The 26147-nt window shown below is 58.0% G+C and carries 16 protein-coding genes and 1 pseudogene; 1 reads left to right on the top strand and 16 read right to left on the bottom strand.

What is annotated here, in order from left to right:
* Positions 1–175: 175 nt before the first annotated feature.
* The 16 genes and pseudogenes from PK28_RS16750 to PK28_RS21375 form a co-directional block, all read right to left on the bottom strand.
* Positions 176–1879: a sodium:solute symporter family transporter gene (locus PK28_RS16750; protein WP_044517608.1), complete on the bottom strand. Its 1704-nt coding sequence runs from the start codon at positions 1877–1879 to the stop codon at positions 176–178.
* Positions 1880–2002: 123 nt separating this feature from the next.
* A complete protein-coding gene (gene araA, locus PK28_RS16755; protein WP_044517612.1) occupies positions 2003–3493 on the bottom strand; it encodes an L-arabinose isomerase in 1491 nt (496 codons plus the stop codon).
* Between the two features lie 125 nt (positions 3494–3618).
* A complete protein-coding gene (locus PK28_RS16760) occupies positions 3619–4323 on the bottom strand; it encodes an L-ribulose-5-phosphate 4-epimerase (RefSeq protein ID WP_044517615.1) in 705 nt (234 codons plus the stop codon).
* Positions 4324–4325: 2 nt separating this feature from the next.
* Positions 4326–6053 carry a ribulokinase gene (locus PK28_RS16765; RefSeq protein ID WP_044517618.1) on the bottom strand — a complete coding sequence of 576 codons (1728 nt, stop codon included), beginning with the start codon at positions 6051–6053 and terminating at the stop codon, positions 4326–4328.
* Between the two features lie 43 nt (positions 6054–6096).
* Positions 6097–7185: an aldose epimerase family protein gene (locus tag PK28_RS16770; RefSeq protein WP_156126490.1), complete on the bottom strand. Its 1089-nt coding sequence runs from the start codon at positions 7183–7185 to the stop codon at positions 6097–6099.
* Positions 7186–7598: 413 nt separating this feature from the next.
* Positions 7599–9320: a family 43 glycosylhydrolase gene (locus PK28_RS19605; RefSeq protein ID WP_082017230.1), complete on the bottom strand. Its 1722-nt coding sequence runs from the start codon at positions 9318–9320 to the stop codon at positions 7599–7601.
* 45 nt (positions 9321–9365) lie between these two features.
* On the bottom strand, positions 9366–10448 hold the full coding sequence (locus tag PK28_RS16780) for a glycoside hydrolase family 43 protein (RefSeq protein ID WP_044517624.1): 1083 nt from the start codon (positions 10446–10448) through the stop codon (positions 9366–9368).
* Between the two features lie 117 nt (positions 10449–10565).
* The gene (locus tag PK28_RS16785) at positions 10566–12092 is read right to left on the bottom strand and encodes a RagB/SusD family nutrient uptake outer membrane protein (RefSeq protein ID WP_044517625.1); all 1527 of its coding nucleotides are present in this window, start codon (positions 12090–12092) and stop codon (positions 10566–10568) included.
* 57 nt (positions 12093–12149) lie between these two features.
* Positions 12150–15323, bottom strand: a complete 3174-nt coding sequence (locus PK28_RS16790; protein ID WP_044517626.1) for a SusC/RagA family TonB-linked outer membrane protein — start codon at positions 15321–15323, stop codon at positions 12150–12152.
* Between the two features lie 312 nt (positions 15324–15635).
* Positions 15636–16808 (bottom strand): MFS transporter, encoded by a 1173-nt coding sequence (locus PK28_RS16795; protein WP_044517628.1) that lies wholly within the window; start codon positions 16806–16808, stop codon positions 15636–15638.
* A gap of 51 nt (positions 16809–16859) precedes the next feature.
* The gene (gene tal / locus PK28_RS16800; RefSeq protein WP_044517630.1) at positions 16860–18002 is read right to left on the bottom strand and encodes a transaldolase; all 1143 of its coding nucleotides are present in this window, start codon (positions 18000–18002) and stop codon (positions 16860–16862) included.
* Between the two features lie 25 nt (positions 18003–18027).
* Positions 18028–20013, bottom strand: coding sequence for a transketolase (gene tkt, locus PK28_RS16805; RefSeq protein WP_231576257.1), 1986 nt, complete (start codon positions 20011–20013; stop codon positions 18028–18030).
* 248 nt (positions 20014–20261) lie between these two features.
* On the bottom strand, positions 20262–20570 hold the full coding sequence (locus tag PK28_RS21265) for a family 43 glycosylhydrolase (protein WP_316931988.1): 309 nt from the start codon (positions 20568–20570) through the stop codon (positions 20262–20264).
* 68 nt (positions 20571–20638) lie between these two features.
* Positions 20639–21151: a family 43 glycosylhydrolase gene (locus PK28_RS21270; protein ID WP_316931989.1), complete on the bottom strand. Its 513-nt coding sequence runs from the start codon at positions 21149–21151 to the stop codon at positions 20639–20641.
* Between the two features lie 428 nt (positions 21152–21579).
* Positions 21580–22569, bottom strand: coding sequence for a glycoside hydrolase family 43 protein (locus tag PK28_RS16815; protein WP_082017231.1), 990 nt, complete (start codon positions 22567–22569; stop codon positions 21580–21582).
* A 12-nt stretch (positions 22570–22581) separates the two neighbouring features.
* Positions 22582–24697 (bottom strand): annotated as a pseudogene (locus PK28_RS21375) (alpha-L-arabinofuranosidase family protein).
* Between the two features lie 343 nt (positions 24698–25040).
* On the opposite strand from PK28_RS21375, the gene PK28_RS16825 reads away from it, so the two are divergent.
* Positions 25041–26141 carry a LacI family DNA-binding transcriptional regulator gene (locus tag PK28_RS16825; RefSeq protein ID WP_044517636.1) on the top strand — a complete coding sequence of 367 codons (1101 nt, stop codon included), beginning with the start codon at positions 25041–25043 and terminating at the stop codon, positions 26139–26141.
* Positions 26142–26147 lie beyond the last annotated feature (6 nt).

The following is a 26147-nucleotide window of genomic DNA, read 5'->3' on the forward strand; positions in this document are numbered from 1 at the left end:
TACCTCTAGTTCTACCGCCCAGCAGTTAGCACCCGCTCTTTTTACCCACCTTTTTTCACGCACACTCTTTTAAGCTAATCCATTCACTATCCATGCTTTGCCCGGTAGTATTTCAACACAACCGATTGTGTACGGCAGGCAAAAGGAGGGCGGAACAGCTCCGCCCTCCTTTCTGCTACCAGAACTTCACGTACAGAGCCGTTATCATCAGCAGCGTCACGACAATCATCGACATCGTGGGCGGACTTACCTTGAACATGCGCGCATCCACGTGGATGGAACGGGGGTTCACAACCGGCCCGGCCAGGCTCATGCCCACCATCAGTACAAAGGTGAAGGCAAAGGAAAGGCCCATGCAGATCAGGAAGGGGATTTCATAACCACCGCGCCCATTGGGGAAAGCCGTGTAGAACCAGGTTTCATGGCCAAAAATGGCCGGCGCGTAGTTGTTGAAGAATACTGACAGCACAAAGCCCGACAGGATACCGGCAATGCCCGCCTGCGCCGTGGTGCGCTTCCAGAACAGGCCCAGAATAAACACGGCCACAATACCAGGGGAGATGAAGCCCGTGTACTTCTGAATGTAGGTGAAGCCCCCTTCGCCGCCAATGCCCAGCAGGTCCTTCCAGGTCAGCAGAATGGCCAGGAACATGGCCGCGAAAACCGTCAGCCTACCCACCCACACCAGTTTCTTCTCATCCGACTCGGGGTGCAGGTAGCGCTTGTAGATGTCCAGGGTAAAAATGGTGGAAATGGAGTTGGCCTTGCCGGCCAGGGAGGCCACGATGGCCGCCGTGAGGGCCGCTAAAGACAGCCCTTTCAGACCATTGGGCAGGAACGTGAGGATGGCCGAGTAGGCGTTGTCGGCGTTGAAGGCGCCCGTCGAGCTCATTTCCGGCTGCAAAGAGCCATTCTTGTGCAGCACGTAAGCCGCAATACCGGGCAGCATCACAATCACGGGCATGAGCAGCTTCAGGAAACCGGCAAACAGGATACCGGTACGGGCCGTCTTCAGGTCGGCGCCCAGCGCGCGCTGGGTGATGTACTGGTTGCAGCCCCAGTAGTTCAGGTTTACAATCCACTGGCCGGCGGCGTACATGGCAATGCCGGGCACCATCAGGTATTTATTGATATCGACCTGGGGCGTGGTGGCGGTGGGCTTCTCAAAGACCATATGGAAGTGGTCCCCGGCATCATGCATCATGGCGTTGAAACCCGCCAGGGCATCGTGACCCAGCCCAAATTTCTCACTGACCAGCGTCAGGGCCAGGTAGGTAGTGGCCAAGCCCCCAATGATGAGCACCGTTACCTGAATGACATCGGTGTAGCCCACCACCTTCATCCCACCCAGGGTAATGATGAGGGCAAACACGGCCAGGGCCACCATAATCAGGTGGAAGCTTTCGCCCCCGCCAATCAGGTTGCTGATGGCCAGCGCCCCGAGGTAGAGGATGGATGTCAGGTTGACCAGCACATACAGGAACAACCAGAAAATACTCATGATCAGGCTCAGGGCCGCGTTGTAGCGCTGTTCCAGAAACTGGGGCATGGTGTAGATCTTCTGCTTGAGGTAAATGGGCATAAAGAACACGGCCACAATGATGAGCACAATGGCCGCTACCCACTCGTAGGCCGCTACCGCAATGCCCACCTGAAACCCGTTGCCGGACATGCCGATGAACTGCTCGGCCGAGATATTGGAGGCAATCATGGAGGCGCCAATAGCCCACCAGGTCAGGGAGCCTTCGGCCAGGAAGTAGTCCTTGGTGTCCATCTGCGCCTTCTGCTTGCGCTTGTAGACGTAGAAGCCGTAGGCGGATACGCCAATCAGGTAAAAGAGAAAAACCGCTAGGTCCAGCGTGTTAAAGGCATTTTTCATGCGAAGGGTGGGAAGACAGAAGGAATAGCGTGGAAAAAGATACGGGGAGAAGTCTGATTTGAAAGAATAGTCATACTTCGGAAAAAAGCAGAATGCAACGTGGGGACTTCTCCGGGCTTCTGCCTACCGCTGGCTGAAGGCTATTTCGTTGTAGCGCAGCTCGTTTTTGAAAGCCCGCAGCTTGGTTTCATCATCAATGATGAGGTACTCTATGCCAGCCATTTCCGCGAAATCCTCCAAATACTCGGCCGTCAGGTTCTGGCTGTAGCCCGTGTGGTGGGCGCCGCCGGCCAGAATCCAGGCGGCGGCCCCCGTGCTCAGATCGGGCTTTACTTTCCACAGCACCCGGGCTACGGGCAGCTTCGGCAAATCCTGCTCCGGCGCAACGGCTTCCACCTCGTTTACCACCAGCCGGAAGCGGTGACCCAGGTCGACGATGGTAGCATTCAGCGCCGGGCCGGCGGGGCAGTTGAATACCAGGCGGGCGGGGTCGGCTTTGCCCCCAATACCCAGGGGATGGACTTCGACCTTAGCTTTACCTTCGGCAATACTCGGGCAGATTTCCAGCATGTGCGAGCCCAGTACCTGCTCGTTGCCGGGCTGGAAGTGGTAGGTATAGTCTTCCATAAAGGAGTTGCCGCCGGGCAGGCCGGCGCCCATCACTTTCATGGCGCGCACCAGCGCAGAGGTTTTCCAGTCACCCTCGCCGCCAAAGCCGTAGCCCTCCGCCATCAGGCGCTGGGTGGCTATGCCGGGCAGCTGCGCCATGCCGTGCAGATCCTCGAAAGTATCGGTAAAGCCAATAGCCTTGTTGTCCTGCAGGAACCTGCGCATGCCCACCTCAATTTTGGCGGCCTCAAACAGCGACTGGCGCTGGCTGCCACCGCTCTTGAGTGACTCGCCCAGCTCATATTCCCGCTCGTAGGTGGCCAGGAGCTCATTTACCTGCTCCTCGCTTACTTCGTTGATAACTGCTACCAGGTCACCGATGCCGTAGGTATTCACCGAGTAGCCAAACTTCAGCTCGGCTTCCACCTTGTCACCTTCCGTCACCGCTACGTAGCGCATGTTGTCGCCGAAGCGCACGATGCGCGCCCCCTGCCAGTCGGCCCAGGCGCAGGCCGCGCGGGCCCAGATGCTCAGGCGCTCCTGCACAGCAGCACTCTGCCAATGGCCTACCACCACCTTGCGCTTGAGGCGCAGGCGGGCCCCAATGAACCCAAACTCCCGGTCGCCGTGCGCCGATTGGTTGGTGTTCATAAAGTCCATGTCGATATCACCCCACGGAATGTCGCGGTTGAACTGGGTGTGCAGGTGGGCCAGGGGCTTCTGCAGAATCTTCAGGCCGTTAATCCACATTTTGGCCGGCGAGAAGGTATGCATCCAGGCCACCAGTCCCACGCAGTTAGCGGTGGTATTGGCTTCCTGCACCAGCTTGGTAATGCCATCGGGGCCGGTTAATACGGGCTTATATACGACCGTAACCGGCAGGGCCTGGCCCAGGGCCGTGGCAATCTGCTGGGAGTGCTGAGCAACCTGCTCCAGAGTTTCCGGGCCGTAGAGGTGCTGGCTGCCGGTGATAAACCAAACTTCGTACTGAGAAATGTCGATCATGGGAGAAAAGGCAAAAAGAACGTCTGGCGAAGCTGTCCACAGCATTTCGCTGGCGTTGTGTTATAATTGATTACTGTTGCAGGCGGCTGACTTTTGAAGCTTACACCGGCTAGCAAATGAGAGGCTTAGGAGCTTTGTCCGTAGTAGGAGTTGGCGCCGTGCTTGCGCTCGTAGTGCTTCTGAATCAGCGCTTCCTTCAGGCGGGGCACGTCGGGCCGCAGGGTGCAGCTGAGGTAGGCCATGCGGGCTACCTCTTCCAGCACTGCGCTGTGGTACACGGCTTTCTCCACGGTTTTACCCCAGGTAAAGGGCGCGTGGTTGCTAAGCAGCACCATTTCCACTTCCTCGGGGGAGAGCCCGCGACGCTGAAACTCATTGATGATCTGCCAGCCCGTCTGGTGCTCGTAGTCGCCGGCAATCATGGCATCGTCCATGGGCGGGGCGCAGGGCACGTCGGCGGTCAGGTGGTCGGCGTGGGTGGTTCCCAGAACCGGGATATCCAGCTGCGCCTGGGCCCAGGCCGTGGCATAGGTAGAATGCGTGTGCACAATGCCGCCGATATGCTCCCAATGGCTGTAGAGCACCGCGTGGGTTTTGGTATCGGAAGAAGGACGCTTGCTGCCTTCCACGATGTTGTTGGCGAAGTCCACGATAACGATATCATCCGGCCGCAGCGCTGCGTAGGGAACCCCGCTGGGCTTAATGGCAAACACCTGCTGTTCGCGGTCTGCCACGCTGGCGTTGCCGAAGGTGAAGAGCACCAGGCCCAACTCGGGTAGCTGCATATTCGCCTCGTAGCAGGTTTGCTTTAGGGCTTGAAAATCACTCATAACTAAACAGCCATTTCGGTTGCGACTACTTCTCCAGCGTGCTGCAGAGTTGCCTGCTCTACATAGCTTCCAAAGGCCTGATACTGCTCGTAGCGGCGCTGGTAATCTGCTACCCGGGCGGGGTTGGGCGTGTAGGTTTCGGCAAAGCCGCTACCCATCACGCGTTGGGCCGTGAGCACATCCGGGTGAATACCAGCGGCTACTGCGGCGTACATGGCCGAGCCCAGCGCCGGGGCCTGGTCCGATTCTGCCACCTTGATAGGGCGGTTCAGCACGTCGGCCAGCGTCTGCATCAGGAAGCTGGATTTCTTGGCTACCCCGCCCAGCCCGATTACCTGCTTGATGGGAATACCTTCCTGCTCGAAGCGCTCCACAATCTGCCTGGAGCCATAGCAGATAGACTCTACCAGGGCCCGGAAAATATGCGGGGCGCTGGTGCCCATCGTCAGGTTCATGATAGCACCTTTCAGGGCCTGGTTGGCGTCGGGCGTGCGGCGGCCATTTACCCAGTCCAGGGCCAGCACCGCCGACTCCTCGGGGTTTACGGCTGCGGCCGCTTTGGTCAGCTCGGTGAACAGCCTGTCGCTCATCTCGGCCTCTAGTGCCGCCTGCTGTTCAGCGGTCAGGTTAGCTGAAAGAGGCAGCAGGGTGCGCAGGGGCCACTCAATCACCTGGCGGAACCAGGCCAGCAAATCACCTACCGCCGACTGCCCGGCTTCCAGGCCCAGCATGCCCGGGATGACCGAGCCATTTACCTGGCCGCAAATACCGGGAACCAGCTTGCCGCCCACTTCCTTCATGGGAGCCACCACAATGTCGCAGGTAGAGGTGCCCATCACCTTCACCATGGAGTAGGGCTCGATTTCTCCCGCAATTGCACCGGCGTGGGCATCGAAAGTACCCACTGCTACCACCGTCTTGGTGGTCAGCCCCAGGCGCCGGGCCCATTCCTCTGATAGGGTGCCGGCTACCTCATTGGCGGTATACGTTTCCTCGAACAGGCGCTGGCGCAGGCCACCAAGCTGAGGCTCCAGTAATGTTAAAAACTCTTCCGAGGGCAGACCACCCCAGCTCTCGTGCCACATGGCTTTGTGGCCGGCGGCGCAGCGGCTGCGCTTAAAAGTAGCCAGGTCGCCGCCCGTGAGGAGCAGGGTCAGCCAGTCGCAGTGTTCCATCCAGGAATAGGCTGCTTTGGCAACGGCCGCATCCTCCCGGGTTACGTGCATAATCTTTGCCCAGAACCACTCCGAGGAGTATATGCCGCCTTCAAACTGCGTGAAGTCCTCGCCGCCCCAGGTTTTGGCTTTGTGGTTGATTTCGGCTGCTTCGGCCAGACTGGTATGGTCTTTCCAGAGCACGAACATGGCATTCGGGTTTTCCTCGAAGCCCGGGGTAAGGGCCAAAGCCACGCCCTGCTCATTGACGGGCCCCGGCGTGGAGCCGGTGGTATCAATGGCCAGCCCTACAATCTGCTCCGCCGGGACTTGCTGCGCAACCCGGCGCACCGTGGCTTCCAGCCCTTCAATATGATCTAACGGGTGCTGGCGAAACTGATTTTTGGCAGCGTTGCAGTAACGCTGGGTTTTCCAGCGGGCGTAGTTATGCACAGCCTGGGCTACTTCGGCGCCGGTGCGGGCATTTACCAGCAGAGCGCGCACCGAATCAGTGCCGTAGTCGATGCCGATAACGTAAGCTTCCGCGGAGGAAGATGCTGAGTCGGGTGTTTGCACAGCGAAAAGGGTAAAGAGTGTAAGCGGAAATTGCGGGGTCGGGCTACTTGCGCAAGCCGAACTGATAGGTCGTGGAGGACTGCAGCGTCTGGCCCGGCTTGAGAATGGTGCTGGGGAACTTGGGTTGGTTGGGCGAGTCGGGGAAGTGCTGGGTTTCCAGGCAGAAGCCCGCGTGCTGGCCGTACACTTTACCGCCTTTTCCCTTGAGCGTACCATCCAGGAAGTTGCCGGTGTAGAATTGGAGGCCCGGCTCGGTGGTGCGCACCTCCATCGTCCGGCCCGAGGTGGGCTCGTAGACTGTGGCAGCGGCATGCATCCCGGTCGTCTCGTTTAGTACCCAGTTGTGGTCGTAGCCACCAGGTACCTGCCCAATCCGCTCGCCAATGGCGTGGGGCGTGGTGAAATCAAAGGGCGTGCCCTTAACCGCACGCAGCTCCCCGGTCGGAATCAATCCGGCGTCCACTACCGTGTAGCGGTCGGCGGGAATCGTCACCACATGGCCCAGGATATCCTTTCCGCTGCCCAGGTTGAAGTAGGCGTGGTTGGTCAGGTTGACGGGAGTGGCTTTATCCGTAGTGGCCGTGTAATCAATCTTCAGCGCATCATCGGGGGTCAGGGTGTAGACCACCGTCACGGTCAGATTGCCAGGGTAGCCTTCCTCGCCGTCCTTGCTCAGGTAAGTGAGCTGCAGCGTCTGGCCATCGGCCGAAGAGCCTGGCTGAGCCTGCCAGAGGACTTTATCGAAGCCTTGCTTACCCCCGTGCAGCGTGTTTGCGCCGTTGTTCTGAGCCAGCGAGTACGCCTTGCCATCCAGCGTGAATTTGCCCTGCGCAATGCGGTTGCCGTAGCGGCCGATGAGGGCGCCGAAATACGGCCCGGCCTTCAAGTATGCCGGGCTCTGGTAGCCACTCACGTTGTCGAAACCCAGCACCACGTCGCCCAGCTTACCATCTTTATCGGGTACGAGCAGGCTTGTGATGATGCCGCCGTAGTTAGTAATGCTTACCTGCACCCCGTGCGCGTTGGTTAAAGTGTAGAGTTGAACCTCCTGGCCATCCTGGGTTTTGCCGAAAGGAGCAGACTTAGGCGCAGCGCTTACCGTGCTGGCGGCCGCCTGGGAAGTATCAGCCATCGTTTGGGTGGTTTTTTTGGTTGACTGCTCAGTGGGCGAGGACTGGTTGCAACTTGTCAGGGCGAGCAAACCAGCCATTCCAAATAAGCTGACACGTAGTGATGGAATCATGATCTAATGGATGGGAATTAGAAAGTGAAAGAGCCGGGCTGTTCGGAAAAAGCGTCTATCTGGTTAACACGTTGTTTGCTTTAAACAATGGATTGTGTTAGCGTCAAAACGGCTGATGCGTCGATTATTCAAATTATTAGGGCTTGTTCTTCTCTCAGCAAAATGTGCCTAATGCTATAGCAGCGCCCTAACAGGAGTGTAAAGTAGAAAATCATTTTCACTTTACACAATCGTTTGTGTATTCTGATCTAAAAAAAGAGTTGAAACAGCCCGTAACCAGCCGCCTCAACTCTCTTGGCCAGCTACTGAATGGCTGTTTTGTGCTGCCAGTAGGCACTGCCTTGTTTTACCTGCACCAGGTAGATGCCGGGTTGTAAATCAGCTACTACCCTGAGCTTGGTTTGCTGGCGGGAGAAAGTCTGATGAAACACAACTTGGCCCCGCATATCATAAACCTGAACCTCGGTAGCCTTTGCCTGGCTTGGATTACCTAACTCAATCGAAAACCCGTTACGCGGAGCAGGCATCGGGAATAAACTCACGCCCTGCAGCTTCGCTTTATTCACGGAAGCCGTTGGAACGGTGGGGGAGCTCAGCACCCACTGCTGGCAGGCGCAGCCATTATATTCCCACAGTGCCAGCTGCTGGCCAGCGGTTGTGGAGGCGGAAGGTACTTCTACTACCTTGTTGCCATTAGTGGAAGAAAATACCAGGCTGCCGTCGTTTACCCGGTCTAGGCGGTAGAGCTGGCAGTCAAGCTCGCTGAATGGCTTGAGCTGCAGCTTAGCTCCATTTTGCGAGGAGCAGCTGATAACATCGGCCGCCAGGCCACCCAGCGCATTGGTAATTTTATACTCCCCGTTCCCCATTGCCGTAACATCCCAGCGCTGGCAGTCCTGGCCGGCGGGGGTGGTTTGCGCAATAGCCTGACCGGTTACGCCCGTACAGCCTAAGGCGCCCCAAATGAGTTGGCTGTTCTGGTTCTTGATTTCGTAACGCCCGGTCTTCACCCAGTCCCGGCTAACTACCGGCCAGCCATCACTACTCCAGGTTAGCTGCGCCAGACCCAGCTTGGCCACGCCATTGTCCTGGCCATCATAGTAATGATGAGAGAAGTAGCTCACTCCGTTTTCCTGGTAAATGCCCGTGTGACCGGGCCCGATGTAGCGCCCGGACGTATTGAGCACCACGGTACCGCCGCCGCTATTCAGGTCCACGCCTTTCTGATCGAGAAAAGGGCCGGTGGGGGAGGAAGAACGCCCTACCAGAATATGATAGGTGCTGTTTATGCCGCTGCAGCAGGCACCCCGGTTGATGAATAGATAATAGTAGCTCCCGTTTTTGGTGAGATAAGCCGCTTCGGGGTTATTGTTGGCCACCGCATGTTGCGTGCTCCCGGTGGGTTTGCCGGTGGTAGCATTCAGCTGAGTAATGCGAATACCGCCGAAGAAGGAGCCGTAGGACAGCCATACATCCCCGTTGGTATCCTTGAACACGGCCGGGTCAATGGCATTTACCGCGCTATTGGCATCCGTAGAAATCACCTCGCCCTGGTCTTCCCACTTATAATTGGGGCTGGCAGGGTCCAGCGTTACGTTGGTGGCCAGCCCAATGGCCGATACCTTGGAGCCGAAAGTGGAGCAGGAGTAGTACAGGTAAAATTTCCCATTCATGGAAATGACCTCCGGAGCCCAGAAGATGCCTTTGAAGTCGGGCACTTTGGTATTAATCCAGCTGGGGTAGGCATTATTTACGAATACCGGCTTGGGGCCGGCGGTCCAGTTTACCAGGTCAGTAGAATACATACTGTAGATGCCCTGCCCGGTGGCAAAAATCCAGTACTTATTGCCATCCTTCACCATAGTGGATGGATCATGAACCCCGATGGCGCCCTGCAGGGCATAAGCGTTATAGCCGATGCCCGCCTGTAGCAGCATTACCATAAATAGGGTGTGCAACAGCTGCCGAACCCGGCCACTAAAACTGACCAGGGTAAACTTTCCGGGATGTATAGATGGGTTCATATTAAGTTGAGTTTCTGAGTCAAGAAAAGAACAGGTCTATGTGCTTTATTCCCCGCCAGGCTTCAGAATGGGCGTGCTGATGGCTACAGGTACGCCAAAGTCAGGAGTACCATCGGCCTTCCAGGCGAACTTCTGCATGCGGGGGTTGCGCTTTTCCACGCATCCTTCGTTGGGGTTGGAATTGGCGTGGTAGATTATCCAGTCTTCCTGCCCGTCTTTGGATTTGAAAAAGGCATTATGACCAGTAGCATAAGCCCGGTTAGCAGGGTTTTGGGTAAAAACGGGCTTGGTTGATTTAGTCCAGGAGGACAGCAAGAGCGGGTCAGCGGTGCTGCTGGCCGTGAGCATGCCCAACGCATACTGATCGGTGCCGCAGAAGCTGGCAGAGTAGACCAGGAAGGTTTTGTTGTCATGCTTCAGGATTTCGGGGCCTTCGTTTACGTAGGGTGGGCCCACGGTTTCCCAGTTATACTCCGGGTGCGAAAGTTCTACCCGAGGGCCCACCAGTGTCCAGGGGGTGCTCATTTCTGAGATGTACAGCCGCTGCACTCCATCCACCCCATTGTGCCCCGACCAGATAAAATAGCGCTTATCATTTTGCTCCATCACAGTACCATCAATGGCCCAGTTATCAGCCTCCGGACTGACCACCTGGCCTTTGCTGATCCAGGTCCCGGTGGTCGGGTCGGCGCTGGCGTTTTCCAGCACCCAGGTCCGCTGACGACCTAAATCGGAACCAGCAGGGCCAGCGGAATAATAGATGTACCATTTGCCATCCAGGAAATATAGCTCCGGCGCCCATAGGTTGCCGGCGGCCAGTCCGGTTTGCGGCGGCGTCCAGGCCAGGATGCTGGAAGTTTTGCCCAGGTCCGACATCTTAGCCGTTTTCCAGATGCGCAGACTGGTATTAGTGGTGTGCATGTAGTAGTAGTACCCATCCTTCTGGTACACCCACGGATCGGGCCCGGAGGATAGCAGCGGATTGGTAAACGTAGTGCCCGCCGCGGGTGGAACGACAACCGGGGGCTGAGGTGCCACCACGGTTTCTTCGCTGGTAGTACAGCTTAGCAACACCCCCAGCAACAGGGCCGGAAATTGCCGGAATATCGATTTGTAAAAATCCCTCATGGGTGGATAGGAATAAACGGATGGGGAAATGCCTTTATGGGTGGGCCTTCAATAAAACAGCCGCTCCCGAAAGTGGCCGGGAGCGGCTGTCTGAATTAGTAATTATACCAGGCTGGCTTAGTAGCCCGGGTTCTGATGCACGTTTGGATCGATGTCGATATCACGCTGCGGAATCGGCAGCAGCTTCGAAACACCCAGGCGGAAGTTACCAAAGTCGGGGTCGCGGCTCTTCAGCTCGTCAATACCGGCCTGGGTATCCATCAGGCCCCAGCGCAAGATATCAAACCACCGGGTGCCCTCGCCGGCAAACTCCTTGGCCCGCTCACTGCGGATCAGCTGGCGCATATCTTCCTGGGAGTAGCTGCCGGTTTTGGGAGCCAGATCTACGCGGGCGCGCACCTGGTTTACCAGGGGCAGGGCATCTTCCATGCGGCCCAGCTCCGTCAGTGCTTCGGCCTGCATCAGCAGAATATCCGCGTAGCGAATTACGCGGTGGTTAATGCCGGAGGTGAAGTTCTCGTTCTCACGGGTGCGGTCATTCAAGTACTTGCGCCAGTATTGCTGGCTGGAGTTCCAGCCCCATTCCTTGAAGGTTTTGCCGTAGAACTTATCGGGGTTCCCGGCGTGGATGATGCTGATGTCGCGGCGGGGGTCAATCATGTGCTTTTTGGTGCTGCCGGGCGCAAAGGAAACGGTGGAGTCCTGGTACTCGTCCAGCAGCCAGCGGCGGGGCTGCACGTCGGCAAACGTGGGGCCGGGAGGGCCAAAGAAGTTCGGCCGGTCGTGGCTTTCCGAAGCAGAGGCGTTGTCCTGCCCCTGACCTACTTCCAGCACGGCACCGGTAAACTGCACCTCAAACACCGACTCCTGGTTGTTCTCGTTGGTGTCCGTAAAGTTGTCGAGGTAGTTGCTCACCAGCGCGTACTGGCCGGAACCCATAATCTCGGTGAACAGGGCCGATGCCTCCGCCCATTTATGCTGGTGCATGTACATTTTGGCCAGTAGGGCCTGCGCTGCCCCTTTAGTAGCCCGGCCTTTCTCGGCGTCAGAATACGAGAGCTCCAGATCCGGAATGGCGGCCTGCAGGTCAGCAATAATCTGGGCTTCAGTCTCGGCAGGGGTAGCCTGCTTTACGCGGGTTGTTACCACCGGCTCTTCCACAATCAGCGGCACATTACCGAAGAAGTAAACCAGATCATAGTAAGACAGGGCCCGCACAAACCTGGCCTCCGCCACCAGGCGGCTGCGCAGCTCGGCGTCCATCTCAATAGAAGGCACGTGGGTTACTACTTGGTTGGTCCGGAAAATGGTCCGGTAGTAGTCGTTCCAGGCAAAGGAGGAGATAAAGAAGTTGTTGTCGGGCGTGATAAACCGGGTAAACTCGGCCAGGGCAACGAAGGGGCTCTGGCTGAACGACTCATCGGAGCGGTGCGCCATAAAGTGCCAGCTGCGGTAGTAGCAGGCAAACTGCTGCAGGCCGGAATAACACGCGTTAACTCCTTTCACGGCATCATCCTGGGTTTTCCAGAACTGGGAAGTGGAAGGAGCGTTAGGGTTGGTTTTATCCAACAGGTCTTTCTCGCAACCAGTGGCGAGCAGCAGACTGCCAGCCAGCAACAGTGCAGGGATTTTATGTAGTTTCATGGGAAATCGAAGGAAAAAGATGGTCGGGGCAACAGAAAACAACGATTAGCGCCTGGGCTAGAAGTTCACCTGCAGACCGCCCGTGAAGCTGCGCACGTTGGGGTAAGCGCTGTTGTCTACCCCACGGCTGTAAAAACCGGTACCGGTAATCTCGGGGTCAAAGCCGGTGTACTTCGTGAAGGTCACCACGTTGCGGCCAGTCAGGTACACGCGCACACCGCCCAGGCTGGGCACCCGGCTGGTCAGCGTTTTGGGGAAGGTGTAGCCAATCTGAATATTCTTCAGGCGCAGGTAGTCACCATCCTCCAGCCACCGGGTAGTGTTGCCCAGTGCATTTTTGCTGGCTGCCTCGGCCAGTTTCGGATCGGGGCTCAGGCCCTGCAGCATGCGCGGCACCGTAGAAGACCGGTTTTCCGGCGTCCAGGGCTGTACATCGGCATTGTAGTTATTGGGGCCGTTGAAGCTTTCCAGCGCTACCCGGGCGGAGTTGTAAATTTTGTTGCCGGTAGCCGACTGCATGAATACCGAGAAGTCGAAGCCTTTGTAGCCGGCATTCAGGTTCAGGCCCATCTGCAGGTTAGGAATAGCCTTACCCGCAAACACCCGGTCACTAGCGGTAATCTCGCCGTCACCATTGGAATCGATGTAGCGCACGTCGCCCGCCGAGGCATAGGGCTGAATTACCTTACCGTCCGCATTCTTATGGTTTTGAACTTCTTCATCTGACTGGAAAATGCCGTCGAAAGGAATCAGATAGAAGTCGCCCAAAGACGAACCCAGTTCGGAACGGGTAATCAGCTCACCACCTTCAAAGGCAGTGCCTTCCACGGGCACAGCAGTAATTTCATTTTTGATGGTCGTCAGCGTGAAGTCTGCCCCGTAGGTAAACTCATTCTTGCTTTCATGGTAGCCCAAGGCCAGCTCGAAACCGCGGTTTTCAATGTTGCCCGCGTTTTGATAGAGGATATCCCCGAAGTGGCCCAGATAGGTAGGAACCTGCACCGGGGCCAGGGCCTTGCGGGTTTCGGAGATATAGTAATCAGCCGACAGTGAAACGCGGTTATCCAGTACGCTCAGATCCAGACCAGCGTCTTTGGTGTAGCGCTCTTCCCACTGGAGATCAGGGCTGCTCAGCGCCAGCTGCGTAGAGCCATTTACAATGGTCTGACCGGTACCCAGAACATAATTTACGTTCTGCCCAATGAAGGGAGTAGTCAGGTAGTTTCCGCCATAGCGGCCAATGAGGGCATCGTTACCGTTGCCACCGTAGCTGGCGCGCAGCTTCAGGTTGTTCACGCCGGGAAGCGCATTCTTGAAGAAGTCTTCCTCGCTGATGCGCCAGCCCAGGGAGCCGGCGGCAAAGTTGCCCCAGCGGTTTTGCTTAGCAAAGCGCGAAGAACCATCCCGCCGGAAAGACGCGGACACCAGGTAGCGGTTTTTGTAGTCGTAAGTACCCTGGGTGAAGTAGGAGCGCTTGGCGTTTTCCGTGGTTTCGCCCCCAATAACGCCTTTCTCACTACCAGCGCTCAGCTCAAAGTAATACTGTGGCTGGCTGGTAAAGCCTTGCGTACCGGCCTGCACATTATGCTGGCGGTATCTCTGCTCCGAGTAGCCTACCAGCGCATTAAGGTGGTGGTCGCCCAGGCTCTTATTAAAGTTCAGGGTATTTTCCGTCAGCAGGAACACATCATACCCCAGAAACTCATTCAGCTGGGAGGTATTAATCTTGGTGTTCTGGCGCAGGATGCCTTCTTTCTGCGTATCCCGGTTGCTGTATGTATGGCCATCCAGGGCGGTATTCAACCGGTAGGTCAGGAAGTCAAACAGCGAAACGTCCACGCTCACGTTGCCAGCCAGCCGGTTATCCGCCTGGGTACGACGCAGCAGCTCCTGGTTGCCGATGGGGTTGGTAGCAAACGTATTCAGGATGCTGGAGCCCGTACCATAACCGCCTTCATTGGCGGGATCATACACGGGAATGCTGGGCAGCATCGTCAGTACATCAATAAAAGAAGCCCCGTTGAGCAGCGTTGCATCCAGGTGGGTAAACTGGGCATTCTGCTGAAACTTCACCCGCCCGCGGGTCAGTCCCGAGTTCAGGCGCAGGCTGTAGCGGTTGAAATCCGGGCCTTTTACTACGCCTTCCTGATGAAAGTATTCCCCTGAAATGAGGAAGTTGCTGGCACTCTTATCTCCGGTAGTACCACCTGAAAAAGAGAGGTTGTAGTCTTCCAGAGTACCTGTCTGGAAGAACTCATCCTGCCAGTCGGTATCAATATTAGGGTTAAAAGCTCCCCCCGGGCCTTTTACGGCGCCGGCAAGGCTGTTCTGGCCCGCGTTCAGCGGATCAATACCGGCATTAGCGTAAGCCTGCACGGCCCGGTCAGCCCAGTCGCTGGCGTTGGTCAGGTTATAGCGCTTGTAGATCTGATCAAAGCCACGGTAGCCGTTGAAGCTGATGGCCGGGGTACCGGCCTTCCCTTTTTTGGTGGTAATTAAAACCACGCCATTGGCCCCGCTGGATCCATACACGGCCGTCGAGGACGCATCTTTCAGGACCGTCAGGCTTTCAATATCGTTCGGGTTCAGGTCCCGGATATTGCCCGTCCACAAACCATCAATTACATAAAGCGGCGAGCTGCCCGCCAGGCCAAGCGTGCCAATTCCGCGGATCAGCACTACGGGTGCATCACCGGGGCCACCGGAGCCCTGCACCTGCACGCCCGGCAGGCGGCCCTGCAGCGCCTGGGTAGCGGTGGCTACCGGCGCCTTCACAGCCTCTTTCACGTCCAGGCTGCTCACGGCGCTGGTCACGTTCTGGCGGTCCTGGGTCAAATAACCCACTACCACTACTTCCGAAAGCGCCCGGGCATCAGGTGCCAGATTTATTGACAGAGACGTGCGGCCATTAATAGCTACTTCCTGACCGGTATAGCCCACAAAGGAAAAGACCAGGGTGCCATTATCGGGAGCATTCAGGGAAAACCGGCCATCCATGTCGGTCTGGGTGCCCAGGCTAGTGCCCTTCACTACCACGTTTACGCCCGGCATGCCGGCTCCCCTTTCATCAACCACCCGACCCGAAACCGTGATATCTGGTTGCGGAGCCGCCGCCGTAAGCGGGGTATTCATAAATTCTGAATAAGCCGCCGCCAGCGCAGGTTGCAAGGGCAGGCAGCAGAGCAAAGCTGGCAGTGACATCCAGCGCATTTTGGGTACGGGCTTCTTCATGGGAAAATAAGTGTGGGAAGTAGGGTTGGGCAAGCACAATCGTTTGTGTTTAGGGTTCTTCACAAACGATTGTGTATATACTTAAAAAAAATGCTCTAAGAGCAAAAGTGGGTTTGGAGAGAGTAGGCAGGGTTTTTATGGACAATGAACTGCCTCAACGCCTGCCGTTTAAGGATGATTGAGTAAGGTTAATGAAATCACAGCAATTAACCAACAAATAATTTTGAGCTTATTTTTTAGAGCTGAGTTCAAGTTAAAGAGCAAGTGGTTCGCAATAGGTTTAAAGAGGTGTCAGAGAATAACGTTTTTGTTTTACCCGGCTACTCTGGTTGCCTGCACCGGAGCCGGGGCGGGCGTACTACGTGCGGCCAGCAGGCTAATGGCTGCTCCAATGCCGGCTACCAAAGCTAAGGAAACCCGGAGGTTAAAAATTTCTGCCACCATTCCGATTAAAGGCGGGCCCAGCAGAAAGCCAAAGAAGCCAACTGTCGTCACAATGGCCAGGGCAACCCCGGGAGAAACCGTGGTTGCCCGGCCCGCGGCGCTGTAGGCCAGCGGGGTAACGGAGGCAATGCCAAAACCAACCAGCAGAAAACCCAGCAAGGCCGGCACGAAAAAGGGCCACACCACTGCCAGTAAAAGCCCGCTGGTAATTAAGGCGCTGCTGATCTGCATCATGCGGGTAGCGCCCAGGCGGTGCGTCAGGTAGTCAGAGATAAACCTTCCCAGGGCCATGGTACTCATGCAGGCCACGTAGCCTAAGGTTACCAAAGGAGCATCGGGCCGGACCACCTTCTGGAAATACACGCCACTCCAGTCAAACATGCAGCCCTCGCAGAGCATGCCGCAAAAGGCAATCAGGCCCAGGCGCAGCAGATAGGGCTCGGGGCGCCGCAGGCTGGGGCCGGGCGCATCAGCGCCGGTATCCTGCCTTACAGTGCGCTGATGCGCCAGCAGCGTAATAACTAGCCCGATGACCATGACCAGCAGGAAATGGCGGAACGGTGGCTGCTCCGCCCGAATCAGCAGGGTACCTAAAGCCCCCCCCAGAAAGCCGGCCAGGCTCCACAGCCCGTGGAAGGAGGCCATAATGGGCTTATCATAAGCCTGCTGCACTCCAATGGCCTGGGTATTAACGGATACATTGAGCAGGTTGCCGGCAAAACCAAATACCGCCACACTGGCCGCCAAAGTCCAGAAATTATCCATCCAGCCCAGCAGGGGCAGAGAGGTAGCATAGAGCCCGGCGGCCAGCATCACTACCACCCGGCTGCCGTAGGTGTGTACTGCCCAGCCCGCCAGGGGAAGCCCCACCAGTGCCCCGGCCGGTAAGGCCAGCAACAGCTGCCCCAATTCACCCTCACTTAAACGAAGCTTGTGGGCAACATCCGGAATACGGGAGGCCCAGCTGGCAAAGCACAGGCCCGCCACAAAAAACAGGGCACTGACGGCCACCCGGCGCTGGTGAGGGGTAATGTCGGACATAAGTTATAAACCGCTCGGGCAGTGAGACTTTCCTCCCTGGCTGGCTCCTTCCTAAGCGGTAGTAGCCGCCAGCGCCTCCTGGCGTTTCTGCTCCAACACGGCCAGGAGCTTGGCAAATGGTTCCGAGAACTTGCGGGCCCCTTCCTCTTCCAGCTGATTGGTCAGCGCAGTCAGGTCCAAGCCCAGCTCGGGCAGGCGAGCCAGGACCTGCTTATCGGCGCCCTCAGATAAACGGCCGGCCGGCCGGCCTTTGGCGCGATACAGGTCCAGGGTTTCCACCGGAATGGTGTTCACCGTGTTCGGCCCAATCAGGGCTTCCACGTATTTCAGGTCGTCGTACTTGGGGTTCTTGTTGCCGGTGCTGGCCCAAAGCAGGCGCTGGGGCTGGGCACCCAGCTTACGCAACCTTTCCCAGCGGGGGCCGGCGAAAATCTCCTGGTATATCTGATAAGCCTGCCGGGCGCTGGCAATGGCCACTTCGCCCACCAGGGAGGCAGCCAGCCCGGCTTGCTCGCCCCCGGCTGCAGCTAACTTTTGCAGCTGCGGGTCAATCAGCACGTCAATTCGGCTCAGAAAAAAGCTGGCCACCGAATCCAGCCGGGTCACGGGCAGGTCGGCTTTCACCCGGTCTTCCAGGCCAGCCAGGAAAGCCTCAGCCACTTCCCGGTAGCGGTCCACCCTGAAAATCAGGGTGACGTTGACGTTGACGCCGGCCGCAATCAGGCGGCGAATGGCGGGCAGGCCAGCCCGCGTGGCCGGCACCTTAATCATGACGTTGGGGCGGTTTACCGCGTGCCAGAACTGCAAGCCCTCGGTTACGGTGCCTTCGGTGTCGTTAATAAGCTCCGGCGATACTTCCAGGCTGACGTAGCCGTCGCCCCCACTATTGGGCTGATCATATAGCGGGCGCAATAGGTCACAGGCCTGCTGCACATCCGCCACCGCCAGTTGCGCATAAATCTGCTCGGCCGTGAGGCCCTGCCGGGCCAGCTGACGGATGTCGTCGGCGTAGTCATCACTGCCGGCAATGGCTTTTTCAAAAATGGCTGGGTTGGATGTCACGCCCCGCAGGCCATCTTCCTCAATCAGGCGCTGCAGCTCCCCGTTATGCAGGATGTTGCGGCGGATATAGTCCAGCCAGATGCTTTGGCCAAATGAATGAATAGCAACCAGGGGATTAACCGATGAGCTCATTGTGAGGAAATAGCAAAGTCAATAATTAAGAAAGCACCTCTTTGGGCTCAATAGCCGCGGGCAGATGCTGCAGTACCAACTGAGCCTGCTTAACCACGTTGTCCACGGAGAAGCCGAACAGCTCCATGACTGCCTCGCCCGGGCCTGACTCCCCGAAGCGGTTCATGGCAATGACAGTGCCCTCATCGGTGGCGTACTTGTGCCAGCCCATGGGCGAGCCGGCCTCAATAGCCACCCGCTGGCGCACGCTGGGGGGGAGCACCTGCTGCTGGTAGGCCTTGTCCTGCTTTTCGAACAGCTCCCAGGAAGGCATGCTCACTACCCGGGTAGGCACGCCCTGCTGTTGCAAGACGTCCTGCGCTTGCAGGGCCAATGAAACCTCCGAGCCCGTGGCCAGCAGCAACAAGTGAGGCTGGCCGCCCTCAGCCTCGCGAAGAATATAAGCACCCTTCGCCACGCCTTCCCGGGCTGAGCCATACTGACTCTGGTCCAGCACCGGCAGCTTCTGGCGGGAAAGAATCAGCACCACCGGCGACTCGGGCGTAGTCATGGCCACGCGCCAGGACTCCACTGTTTCGTTGGCATCGGCGGGGCGCAGCACTACAATATTGGGAATGGTTCGCAGGGCCGCCACCTGCTCCACCGGCTGGTGGGTAGGACCGTCTTCACCCAGGCCGATGCTGTCGTGGGTGAACACGAAGGTGGCGTTTGACTCGGCCAGGGCCGTGAGGCGGATGGCGCCGCGCATATAGTCGGAGAAAGTTAGGAAGGTGCCCCCGTAGGTGCGCACGCCCCCGTGGTGAGCCATGCCGTTCATGGCCCCGCCCATGGCGTGCTCCCGCACCCCAAACCAGATGTTGGAATGCTCATAGGCCCCGGGCTGGAAGCTCAGATCCCCGCTGGTGGGCATTTCGTTGGAGCTGGCCAGGTCGGCGGAGCCCCCGAACAGGAAGGGTACGCTTTTCTTGAGGGCATTTAATGCCTTGCCGGAAGCCTGCCGGGTGGCCAGGGCCCCATCGGCGGCGGTAAAGACTGGCAGCGAAGCGTCCCAGCCTGCGGGGAGCTCTCCCGCAAACGAAGCCCTGAATAGGTCCCACCCCGCCCGGTACTCCTGCTGGTACGCTTCTGTTGTCTGCTGCCACTCTTCCTGCAGGCGGGCGCCCCGCTGCCCGGCCTCGGCCAGGTGGGTGCGCACTTCTTCAGGCACTATAAACGTTGCTTCCGGGTCGAACCCGAAAAATTCCTTGGCTTTCTTCAGGTTTTCCGCGCCCAGGGGCGAGCCGTGCACTTTGCTGGTGCCTTCCTGCGGGGAGCCATACCCGATGATGGTTTTCACGGAAATCAGAGAAGGCCGGCCCGTTTCCTGCTGGGCCGCCCGGATGGCGGCTTCAATAGCGTCCAGGTCGTTGCCGTCCGTGACGCGCTGGGTGTGCCAGCCGTAGGCCTCGAAGCGGGCCAGGGCATCCTCGGTGTAGGAGAGGCTGGTAGGCCCATCTAGGCAGATGTCGTTGTCGTCGTAGAGGTAAATGAGCTTGCCCAGCTTTAAATGGCCGGCCAGGGAAGCGGCTTCGGCGGCAATACCTTCCATCAGGTCCCCGTCGCTGACAATGGCATAGGTGTAATGATCCATCAGCGTGTGGCCGGGCTTATTGTACACGGCCGCCAGGTGAGCCTCCGCCATGGCCATGCCCACCCCGTTGGCAAAGCCCTGTCCCAAAGGCCCGGTGGTAACCTCCACGCCCGGAGTCAGGTGCGACTCGGGGTGACCGGGTGTTTTAGAGTGCAGGTGGCGGAATGCCTTCAGATCATCCAGGGAAAGATCATAGCCATACAAGTGCAGCAGGCTGTAAAGCAGCGCAGAGCCGTGCCCGGCGGACAATACAAACCGGTCCCGGTTGGGCCACCCGGGGTCCTGGGGGTTAAAGCGCAGAAATCGGGAGAATAGCACGTAGGCCATAGGCGCCGCGCCTAACGGCAGGCCGGGATGACCGGAGTTAGCCGCCTGCACCATGTCCACCGACAACAGGCGGATAGTATTCACACTGAGCTCGGCGGTAGAAAGGGTGGAATTGGTCACGGGAAGGCGGGTTTAAAGGGCAAGAATAGAGGAAGATTTATCGGGCGGGGAGGGTAAATCCAGCCCGCCCGATAACCAGTACCTCACTACCCCTGACGGGGGTAAATCTTATGGTCTGAAAAGTAGAAATTAATATCGGATTACACAAACGATTGTGTAATTAAACCCAAATTATGCCGCCCTTACGGCTGCACAAGGGGCCAGCCGGCGGCATCCCAACTGAGCTTCTCCAGGCGAAGCTTGGAGCGGCCCTGGTCAGCAGCATCGTAGCCGTGGAAAACCAGATAATCCTGCTTATCGAAGGTATATACCGAGTTATGTCCCAGGCCAAACCAGTTTTTGTCGCCGGCCAGCACCTGCGTGCCGCCGCCTTGTTCCAGGGCTACGCCTTCCCGGTCTACGTAGGGACCCGTAACGTTTTTAGAGCGCCCCACCATGATTTTATAAGTGCTCTGAGGGCCGCGGCAGCAGTAATCGAAAGAAGTAAACAAGTAATAGTAGCCGTTGCGGCGGAAGATAAAGGGCGCTTCAATGGCCCCGTCCCCGGGCAGGGAATCATTCAGCTGGGGTTACGGGGGCGGCGGGCCAGCGTGCGCCACTGCTCGGGCTGGGCGGGGGCTTGCAGGTCCGGGCGCAGCTGCACCAGCTTGATGCCATCCCAGAACGAGCCAAAGGAAAGCCAGGGCGTACCGGCCTCATCCCGGATCAGGTTGGGGTCAATGGCATTCCACATATCCCGGCCGGGCACCGACTGCACCACCATTCCCTGGTCTACCCACTTGAAGTCCTTGGCCCTGGGGTCCAGGGTTTTATTGGTGGCCAGCCCGATGCAGGAGGTGTTTTTCCCGAAAGCGGATATGGAATAGAACAGGTAATATACCCCGTTATGAAAGGAAATATCAGGGGCCCAGATGTGGTTTCTTGTGAAGCCCGGCACAGCCTTGGTGGCCCACTGCGGGGCTGCGGCGAAGATGGGCTTTTCCGGCCGCCAGTTTTTCCGGTCTTTGGAAGACCATACTGCAATACCGGGCCCGGTGCAGAACATGAAGTAGGTGCCATTCTGCTGAGCCATGACCGGGTCGTGGGCCGGAATCAGGGGGAGGAGTCTTTGGGGGACTGGGCCGAGCCGGCCACGCAGCCAGTCAGCAAAACCAGCAGAAATAGGGGCTTTAACAGTGAGGAATACATAAACGATTGTGTTGGGAAGGAACCTTTATTTTGTATGACCTGCTCCCTGATAAAATAGATCAGGTTGGCAGGATTATTTGAGCGTCAGCTCCAGCACGTAGCTGCTTAGAGGTTTGGCTTCCCAGTCACTGACTGGGATGCCCACCTGCATGCAGTAGTTGCCGGTATAGATTTGTATTACCAGGGGCGGGAACAGGTCAGAGTAGGAGCTTGACCGGATTGGCGATTTGCCAGCCGCCGAAGGGAAGTGGAAGGAAAAAGCCCGGAAGCCCGGGCTTTTTAAGAGGAAGGGCAGTGGAAGGAAGGATGGGCTTACTTAGCCGGCTTCACACCTTCCGTGGTCATGACTACGCGCTTCATCGTGCCATCCTTGTTGTAGTACAGGTAGTCGATGCACACCGAGCGGCGGAAGGAGCCCCCGTCGGTGGGGATGCTGCCGTTGTGGTAGATGAAATAGCTCTGCCCCTTAAACTCAATAATGGCCTGGTGATTGGTATTGGAGTTACCGGCAACTTCATTGAGAATGCCCTTAAACTCCCAGGGCCCTTCGATGCTGCGGCTCATGGCGTAGGCAATCTTCTCGGGGAACTGGTAGGCGTAGCTCAGGTAGTACCACCCCTTGTTTTTGTGAATCCAGGGGGCCTCCGTGAAGTTGGGCAGGTTGGAAACCTTGTTGATGGGGCCGTCCAGCTCCGTCATGTTGGGCTTCAGCATGGCCCAGTAACAGTTCGTGTTGCCCCAATACAGGTAGGCCTGCCCCTTATCGTCCACAAAAACGGTCGGGTCAATGTCATCCCAGGATATGGGACTCTCCGTCATATTATTGGTGATCAATGCAGAGCCCCGGGCATCCTTAAAGGGGCCGGTCGGGCTGTCGGACACCGCCACCCCGATGCTTTTACCCGGAATGGAACCGTGCTCCACGGCCACGTACCAGTAGAACTTGCCGTTGCGCTCTATCACCTGCGAAGCCCAGGCATCGGCCTTGGCCCAGGCAAAGGCCCTTACATTAAGCGGGGAGGGGTGCTCTTTCCAGTTCACCATGTCGGTGGAGGAGTAGCACAGCCACTCGTTCATCACGTAGCGCTCCTGGCGGGCGGGGGCCTCATCGTGGCCGGCGTAGAGGTACACCGTGCCGTTGTGGACCATAGCCGCCGGGTCTGCCGTGTACTTATCCTTGATGATGGGGTTGCCAGCCACCGGCACTGCCGTCGTCTGAGCTACCGCGCAACCCGTTGTCAAGGCCAATACACTACTCAGGAAAAGGTTCGCAGCGGGCAAAAGCAGGTTTTTCAACTTCATGATACTGCTCGCTTAGCGCTTGCCGGGAATCCGCAGCACGGTGAAGGAATTGGGGGCCAGCGTGTAGGACACGTTAGCCGAGGACACCTTGAACTTCTCCTCCTTGGGGGCCACATTCATGGGCTGCTCCAGGCTGTTCACCGCGTTCAGGTCGTTGCTGGCCAGCACAATGGCCCTGCCGGCTTTGCCCAGCTTTTTCACGCCCTGCAGATTGATGGTAACCGGGCGGGCTTCGGTGGAGTAGTTCACCAGCTTCACAATGATTTCGCCGGTTTTATCGTCGGCCACGGCGCTGCTGAACAGGTTGTCCTGGCCATTTTTGGCGTTGTCGCCGCGCTGCACCGGCAGCATGGTGGTGCCGGGGTTGGTGGAGTACATCTTCTGCACGTAGTAGTTGGGCGTGCCGTAGGACTTCAGGTTGTCAAACCAAATCATATCCGGGGTCCACTGCCAGGCCTCCACGTGGGCAAACAGGGGGGCGTAGGACGCCATAATCACCTTGTCGGCGTTGCGCTCCAGGCCGGTCATAAAGGCGGCTTCGGAAATGGCCGCATCCCAGCTGTTCTTGTTGTCGGGGGAGCCGATGGCTACCGTTTGGGCAGCGTACTCGCCGGCAAAGATCTTGGAGCCGGTGGTGGGGTAGTTGTCATAGCGGCCCACGTTCTGGCGGAACCACTCCGGCTTGGCGTAGTAGTGCTCGTCAATTACCTCGGCCTTTAGCTCGCGCAGGCGCTTGGTGGCCATGTCGAACAAAGGCCCATCGGGCGCGGGGCCGGCGCTGGACACAATGTTGATGGTGGGGTACTTGGCTTTCACGGCCTTCATAAAGGGCTCGTAGCGCTCCAGGTACTGGGGCCCCACTGCTCATTGCCGATGCCAATGTATTTCAGGTTGAAGGGGGCCGGGTGGCCCATGGCCACACGCTTGGCACCCCAGGCGCTGCTGGCCGGACCGTTGGCAAACTCAATCAGATCCAGGGCATCCTGAATAAAGGTTTCCAGGGTCGGGTCATCGTCGGCGTGGTTATGGCCGGCGGGAGCCGCAGAGGCGCTGGGGCCCGCCGTACCACCCGTGCTGCTGATGGGAGCCAGCTCGGCGGAGTTAAACTGGCAGGCCATGCCTACGTTCAGAATCGGCACGGGCTCGGCGCCAATGTCTTCGGAAAGCTGGAAGTACTCAAAGAAGCCCAGGCCAAAAGACTGGTAGTAGTCCGGGGTGGAGCGGTGCTTGAACTCCATGTTCCAGCGGTTCACCAGCGGCACGCGGGAGGCCAGGTCGCCAATGGTTTCTTTCCACTGGTAGCGCTCCGTCAGGTTGCGGCCTTCCACAATGCAGCCGCCGGGGAAGCGCAGGAAGCCGGGGTTCATATCCTTGAGCAGCTGCACCAGATCCGTGCGCAGGCCATTCTCCCGCTTGTTCCAGGTGTCTTTCGGGAACAGGGATACTACGTCCAGGTCCAGGGTGCCCGCGCCTTCCATGGTCAGCTTCAGGCGGGCTTTGGGGCCGTGCCCGCTGACTTTAATACGGCGGTGTATTTTTTCCACTCCCCGGTAAGGCCGGTGATTTTGGTTTGCGCCAGTACTCTGCCGGAGACGGCCGCCTCCGGGCCGGGGCCGCGCTGGCCTTCTTCCTCCAGGGTCACGTTCAGCCCGCTCACGCTGCCGGGCCCTTTCCGCAGGTACACGGAGAAGGTGTACTCGCCCCCTTCCTTTACGCCCATGCCGCGGAAACCTTCATTTACAAAGCCCGCATCCGGACTGGCCGTGGCCGCCGTCATCCGCAGAAAGTGGCGGTTGGCATTGCTGATGGGCTCCTGGCTGGATACGGTGTAGGTAGACAGGGCCGCGGCGCCGTTAATACCGCGCCAGCCCAGCAGGTGCTCATCCAGCTCAAACGACTTGTTCTTGACCAGCTCCGGGTACAAACCGCCATCCGCCGCGAAGTTGATATCCTCGAAAAAGAGGCCGTACATGGTTTTGGCGATGGGTGCGCCGGGCTTGTTTACCTGAACCGTGATGGTGTTGGCGGCATTTTTGGACTGGGACAGGGCCGGGGAATAAACAAACGGGCTGCACAAAGCCAGGCTGCCGGCCAGCAGGGCAAATCGGGTGGGAGAGGATGGGGGCATCATAAAGTAAATGGCGAAGCGCAGAACACCTGGCGGCAAAGAAATACCCGGCCGGTCTGCCGCAAATGGGAATAAGATGGAAGATCCACTGAGCTGGCCACTGAGATAACAGCAGGCAGCGGGCACAATCGTTTGTGTAAAGTAATAAGTAAATCTTAACAATTGGTTAATTTAATCTGAAAATAATTGCGGAGTATTCCTTTCCTAGGGAGGTCGGCTAAGAAGCTATTATGCCTCTCCTACTCGGGGATACGATAAAAAATGAGAATATATTTCGGCTTCTGACGCTAGCTTTCCAGATAATCCTATCTTTACACAAAGCATTGTGTAGCTCTCCCTCCTCATGGCACCTCGAAAAAAACAAGCTCCGGACCTAACCTCCAGCAACCCAGTATCCATGGCCGACCTGGCCCGGGAGCTGGGCGTGTCCATGACCACCATTTCCCGGGCCCTGAGCGACCACCACAGCATTGGCCCGGCCATGAAGCAGAAAGTGCTCAAGCTGGCCAAGAAATACAACTACCAGCCCAACCGCCTGGCCTCCGCCCTGCGCAAAGGCAAAAGCCAGCTGCTGGGCATTGTGGTGCCATATATTGAGGGCCGGTTCTTTCCTTCGGTAGTGCACGGCATTGAGTCAGCCGCCAGCAAAGCGGGCTACAATGTTATCATCTGCCAGTCCAACGAGGACGTGGCCCAGGAGCGGCGCAACCTCGATATTCTGCTTAGCGCCCAGGTAGCCGGCATTCTGGTGTCGCTCTCCCGCACTACCCTGGATTACCGCCACTTTGATAAAGTGCGCAGCCGGGGCATGCCCCTGGTGTTTTTTGACCGGGTAGTGGAGGGCGACAATGTAAATGCCGTCATTCTCGATGACCAGGAAGGCGGCTACGTCTCCACGCGCCACCTGATCAGCCAGGGCTGCCGCCGCATTGCGCACCTGGCCGGACCCCAGCACCTGAACATCTACAAAAACCGTCGCCAGGGGTACTTCGACGCCCTGCGCGAAGCCGGCCTGCCCGAGGATGAAAGCCTGGTGCTTTACTCCGACATGGGGCAGGAGCAGGGTGCGGAAGGCCTGCGTCAGCTGCTGGCCCTGCCCAACCCGCCGGATGCGGTGTTTGCGGCCGGCGACTACAGTGCCCTGGGCGCCATGCAGGAAGCCAAGCGCCAGGGCCTGCGCGTGCCCGAGGACATTGCCATCAGCGGCTTCAGCAATGAGGCCTTCACCGTCATCACCGAGCCCACCATCACCACCATTGATCAGCGCTGCGAGGAAATGGGCCAGGCCGCCGTACGCCTGCTGCTGGAAGTAATTGAGGCCGATGGCCGCCCCTTCGCTCCCCGGCAGGTGGCCCTGCGGCCAGAGCTGCTGGTCCGCAAGTCATCGGTGCGGCAGGTGGAAGAGTTGGTGGCTACCTCCGGGGTAATCCCGGTAACCGCCTAACTCCGC

The sequence above is a fragment of the Hymenobacter sp. DG25B genome, assembly GCF_000801315.1.
GTDB lineage: Bacteria > Bacteroidota > Bacteroidia > Cytophagales > Hymenobacteraceae > Hymenobacter.

Bases quoted from the DNA above. Each gene is read 5' to 3' on its own strand.
- PK28_RS16750 (WP_044517608.1), bottom strand. From the start codon at position 1,879: ATGAAAAATGCCTTTAACACGCTGGACCTAGCGGTTTTTCTCTTTTAC.
- araA (WP_044517612.1), bottom strand. From the start codon at position 3,493: ATGATCGACATTTCTCAGTACGAAGTTTGGTTTATCACCGGCAGCCAG.
- PK28_RS16760 (WP_044517615.1), bottom strand. From the start codon at position 4,323: ATGAGTGATTTTCAAGCCCTAAAGCAAACCTGCTACGAGGCGAATATG.
- PK28_RS16770 (WP_156126490.1), bottom strand. From the start codon at position 7,185: ATGGCTGATACTTCCCAGGCGGCCGCCAGCACGGTAAGCGCTGCGCCT.
- PK28_RS19605 (WP_082017230.1), bottom strand. From the start codon at position 9,320: ATGAACCCATCTATACATCCCGGAAAGTTTACCCTGGTCAGTTTTAGT.
- PK28_RS16780 (WP_044517624.1), bottom strand. From the start codon at position 10,448: ATGAGGGATTTTTACAAATCGATATTCCGGCAATTTCCGGCCCTGTTG.
- PK28_RS16785 (WP_044517625.1), bottom strand. From the start codon at position 12,092: ATGAAACTACATAAAATCCCTGCACTGTTGCTGGCTGGCAGTCTGCTG.
- PK28_RS16790 (WP_044517626.1), bottom strand. From the start codon at position 15,323: ATGAAGAAGCCCGTACCCAAAATGCGCTGGATGTCACTGCCAGCTTTG.
- PK28_RS16795 (WP_044517628.1), bottom strand. From the start codon at position 16,808: ATGTCCGACATTACCCCTCACCAGCGCCGGGTGGCCGTCAGTGCCCTG.
- tal (WP_044517630.1), bottom strand. From the start codon at position 18,002: ATGAGCTCATCGGTTAATCCCCTGGTTGCTATTCATTCATTTGGCCAA.
- tkt (WP_231576257.1), bottom strand. From the start codon at position 20,013: ATGGTGCAGGCGGCTAACTCCGGTCATCCCGGCCTGCCGTTAGGCGCG.
- PK28_RS21270 (WP_316931989.1), bottom strand. From the start codon at position 21,151: ATGGCTCAGCAGAATGGCACCTACTTCATGTTCTGCACCGGGCCCGGT.
- PK28_RS16815 (WP_082017231.1), bottom strand. From the start codon at position 22,569: ATGAAGTTGAAAAACCTGCTTTTGCCCGCTGCGAACCTTTTCCTGAGT.
- PK28_RS16825 (WP_044517636.1), top strand. From the start codon at position 25,041: ATGGCACCTCGAAAAAAACAAGCTCCGGACCTAACCTCCAGCAACCCA.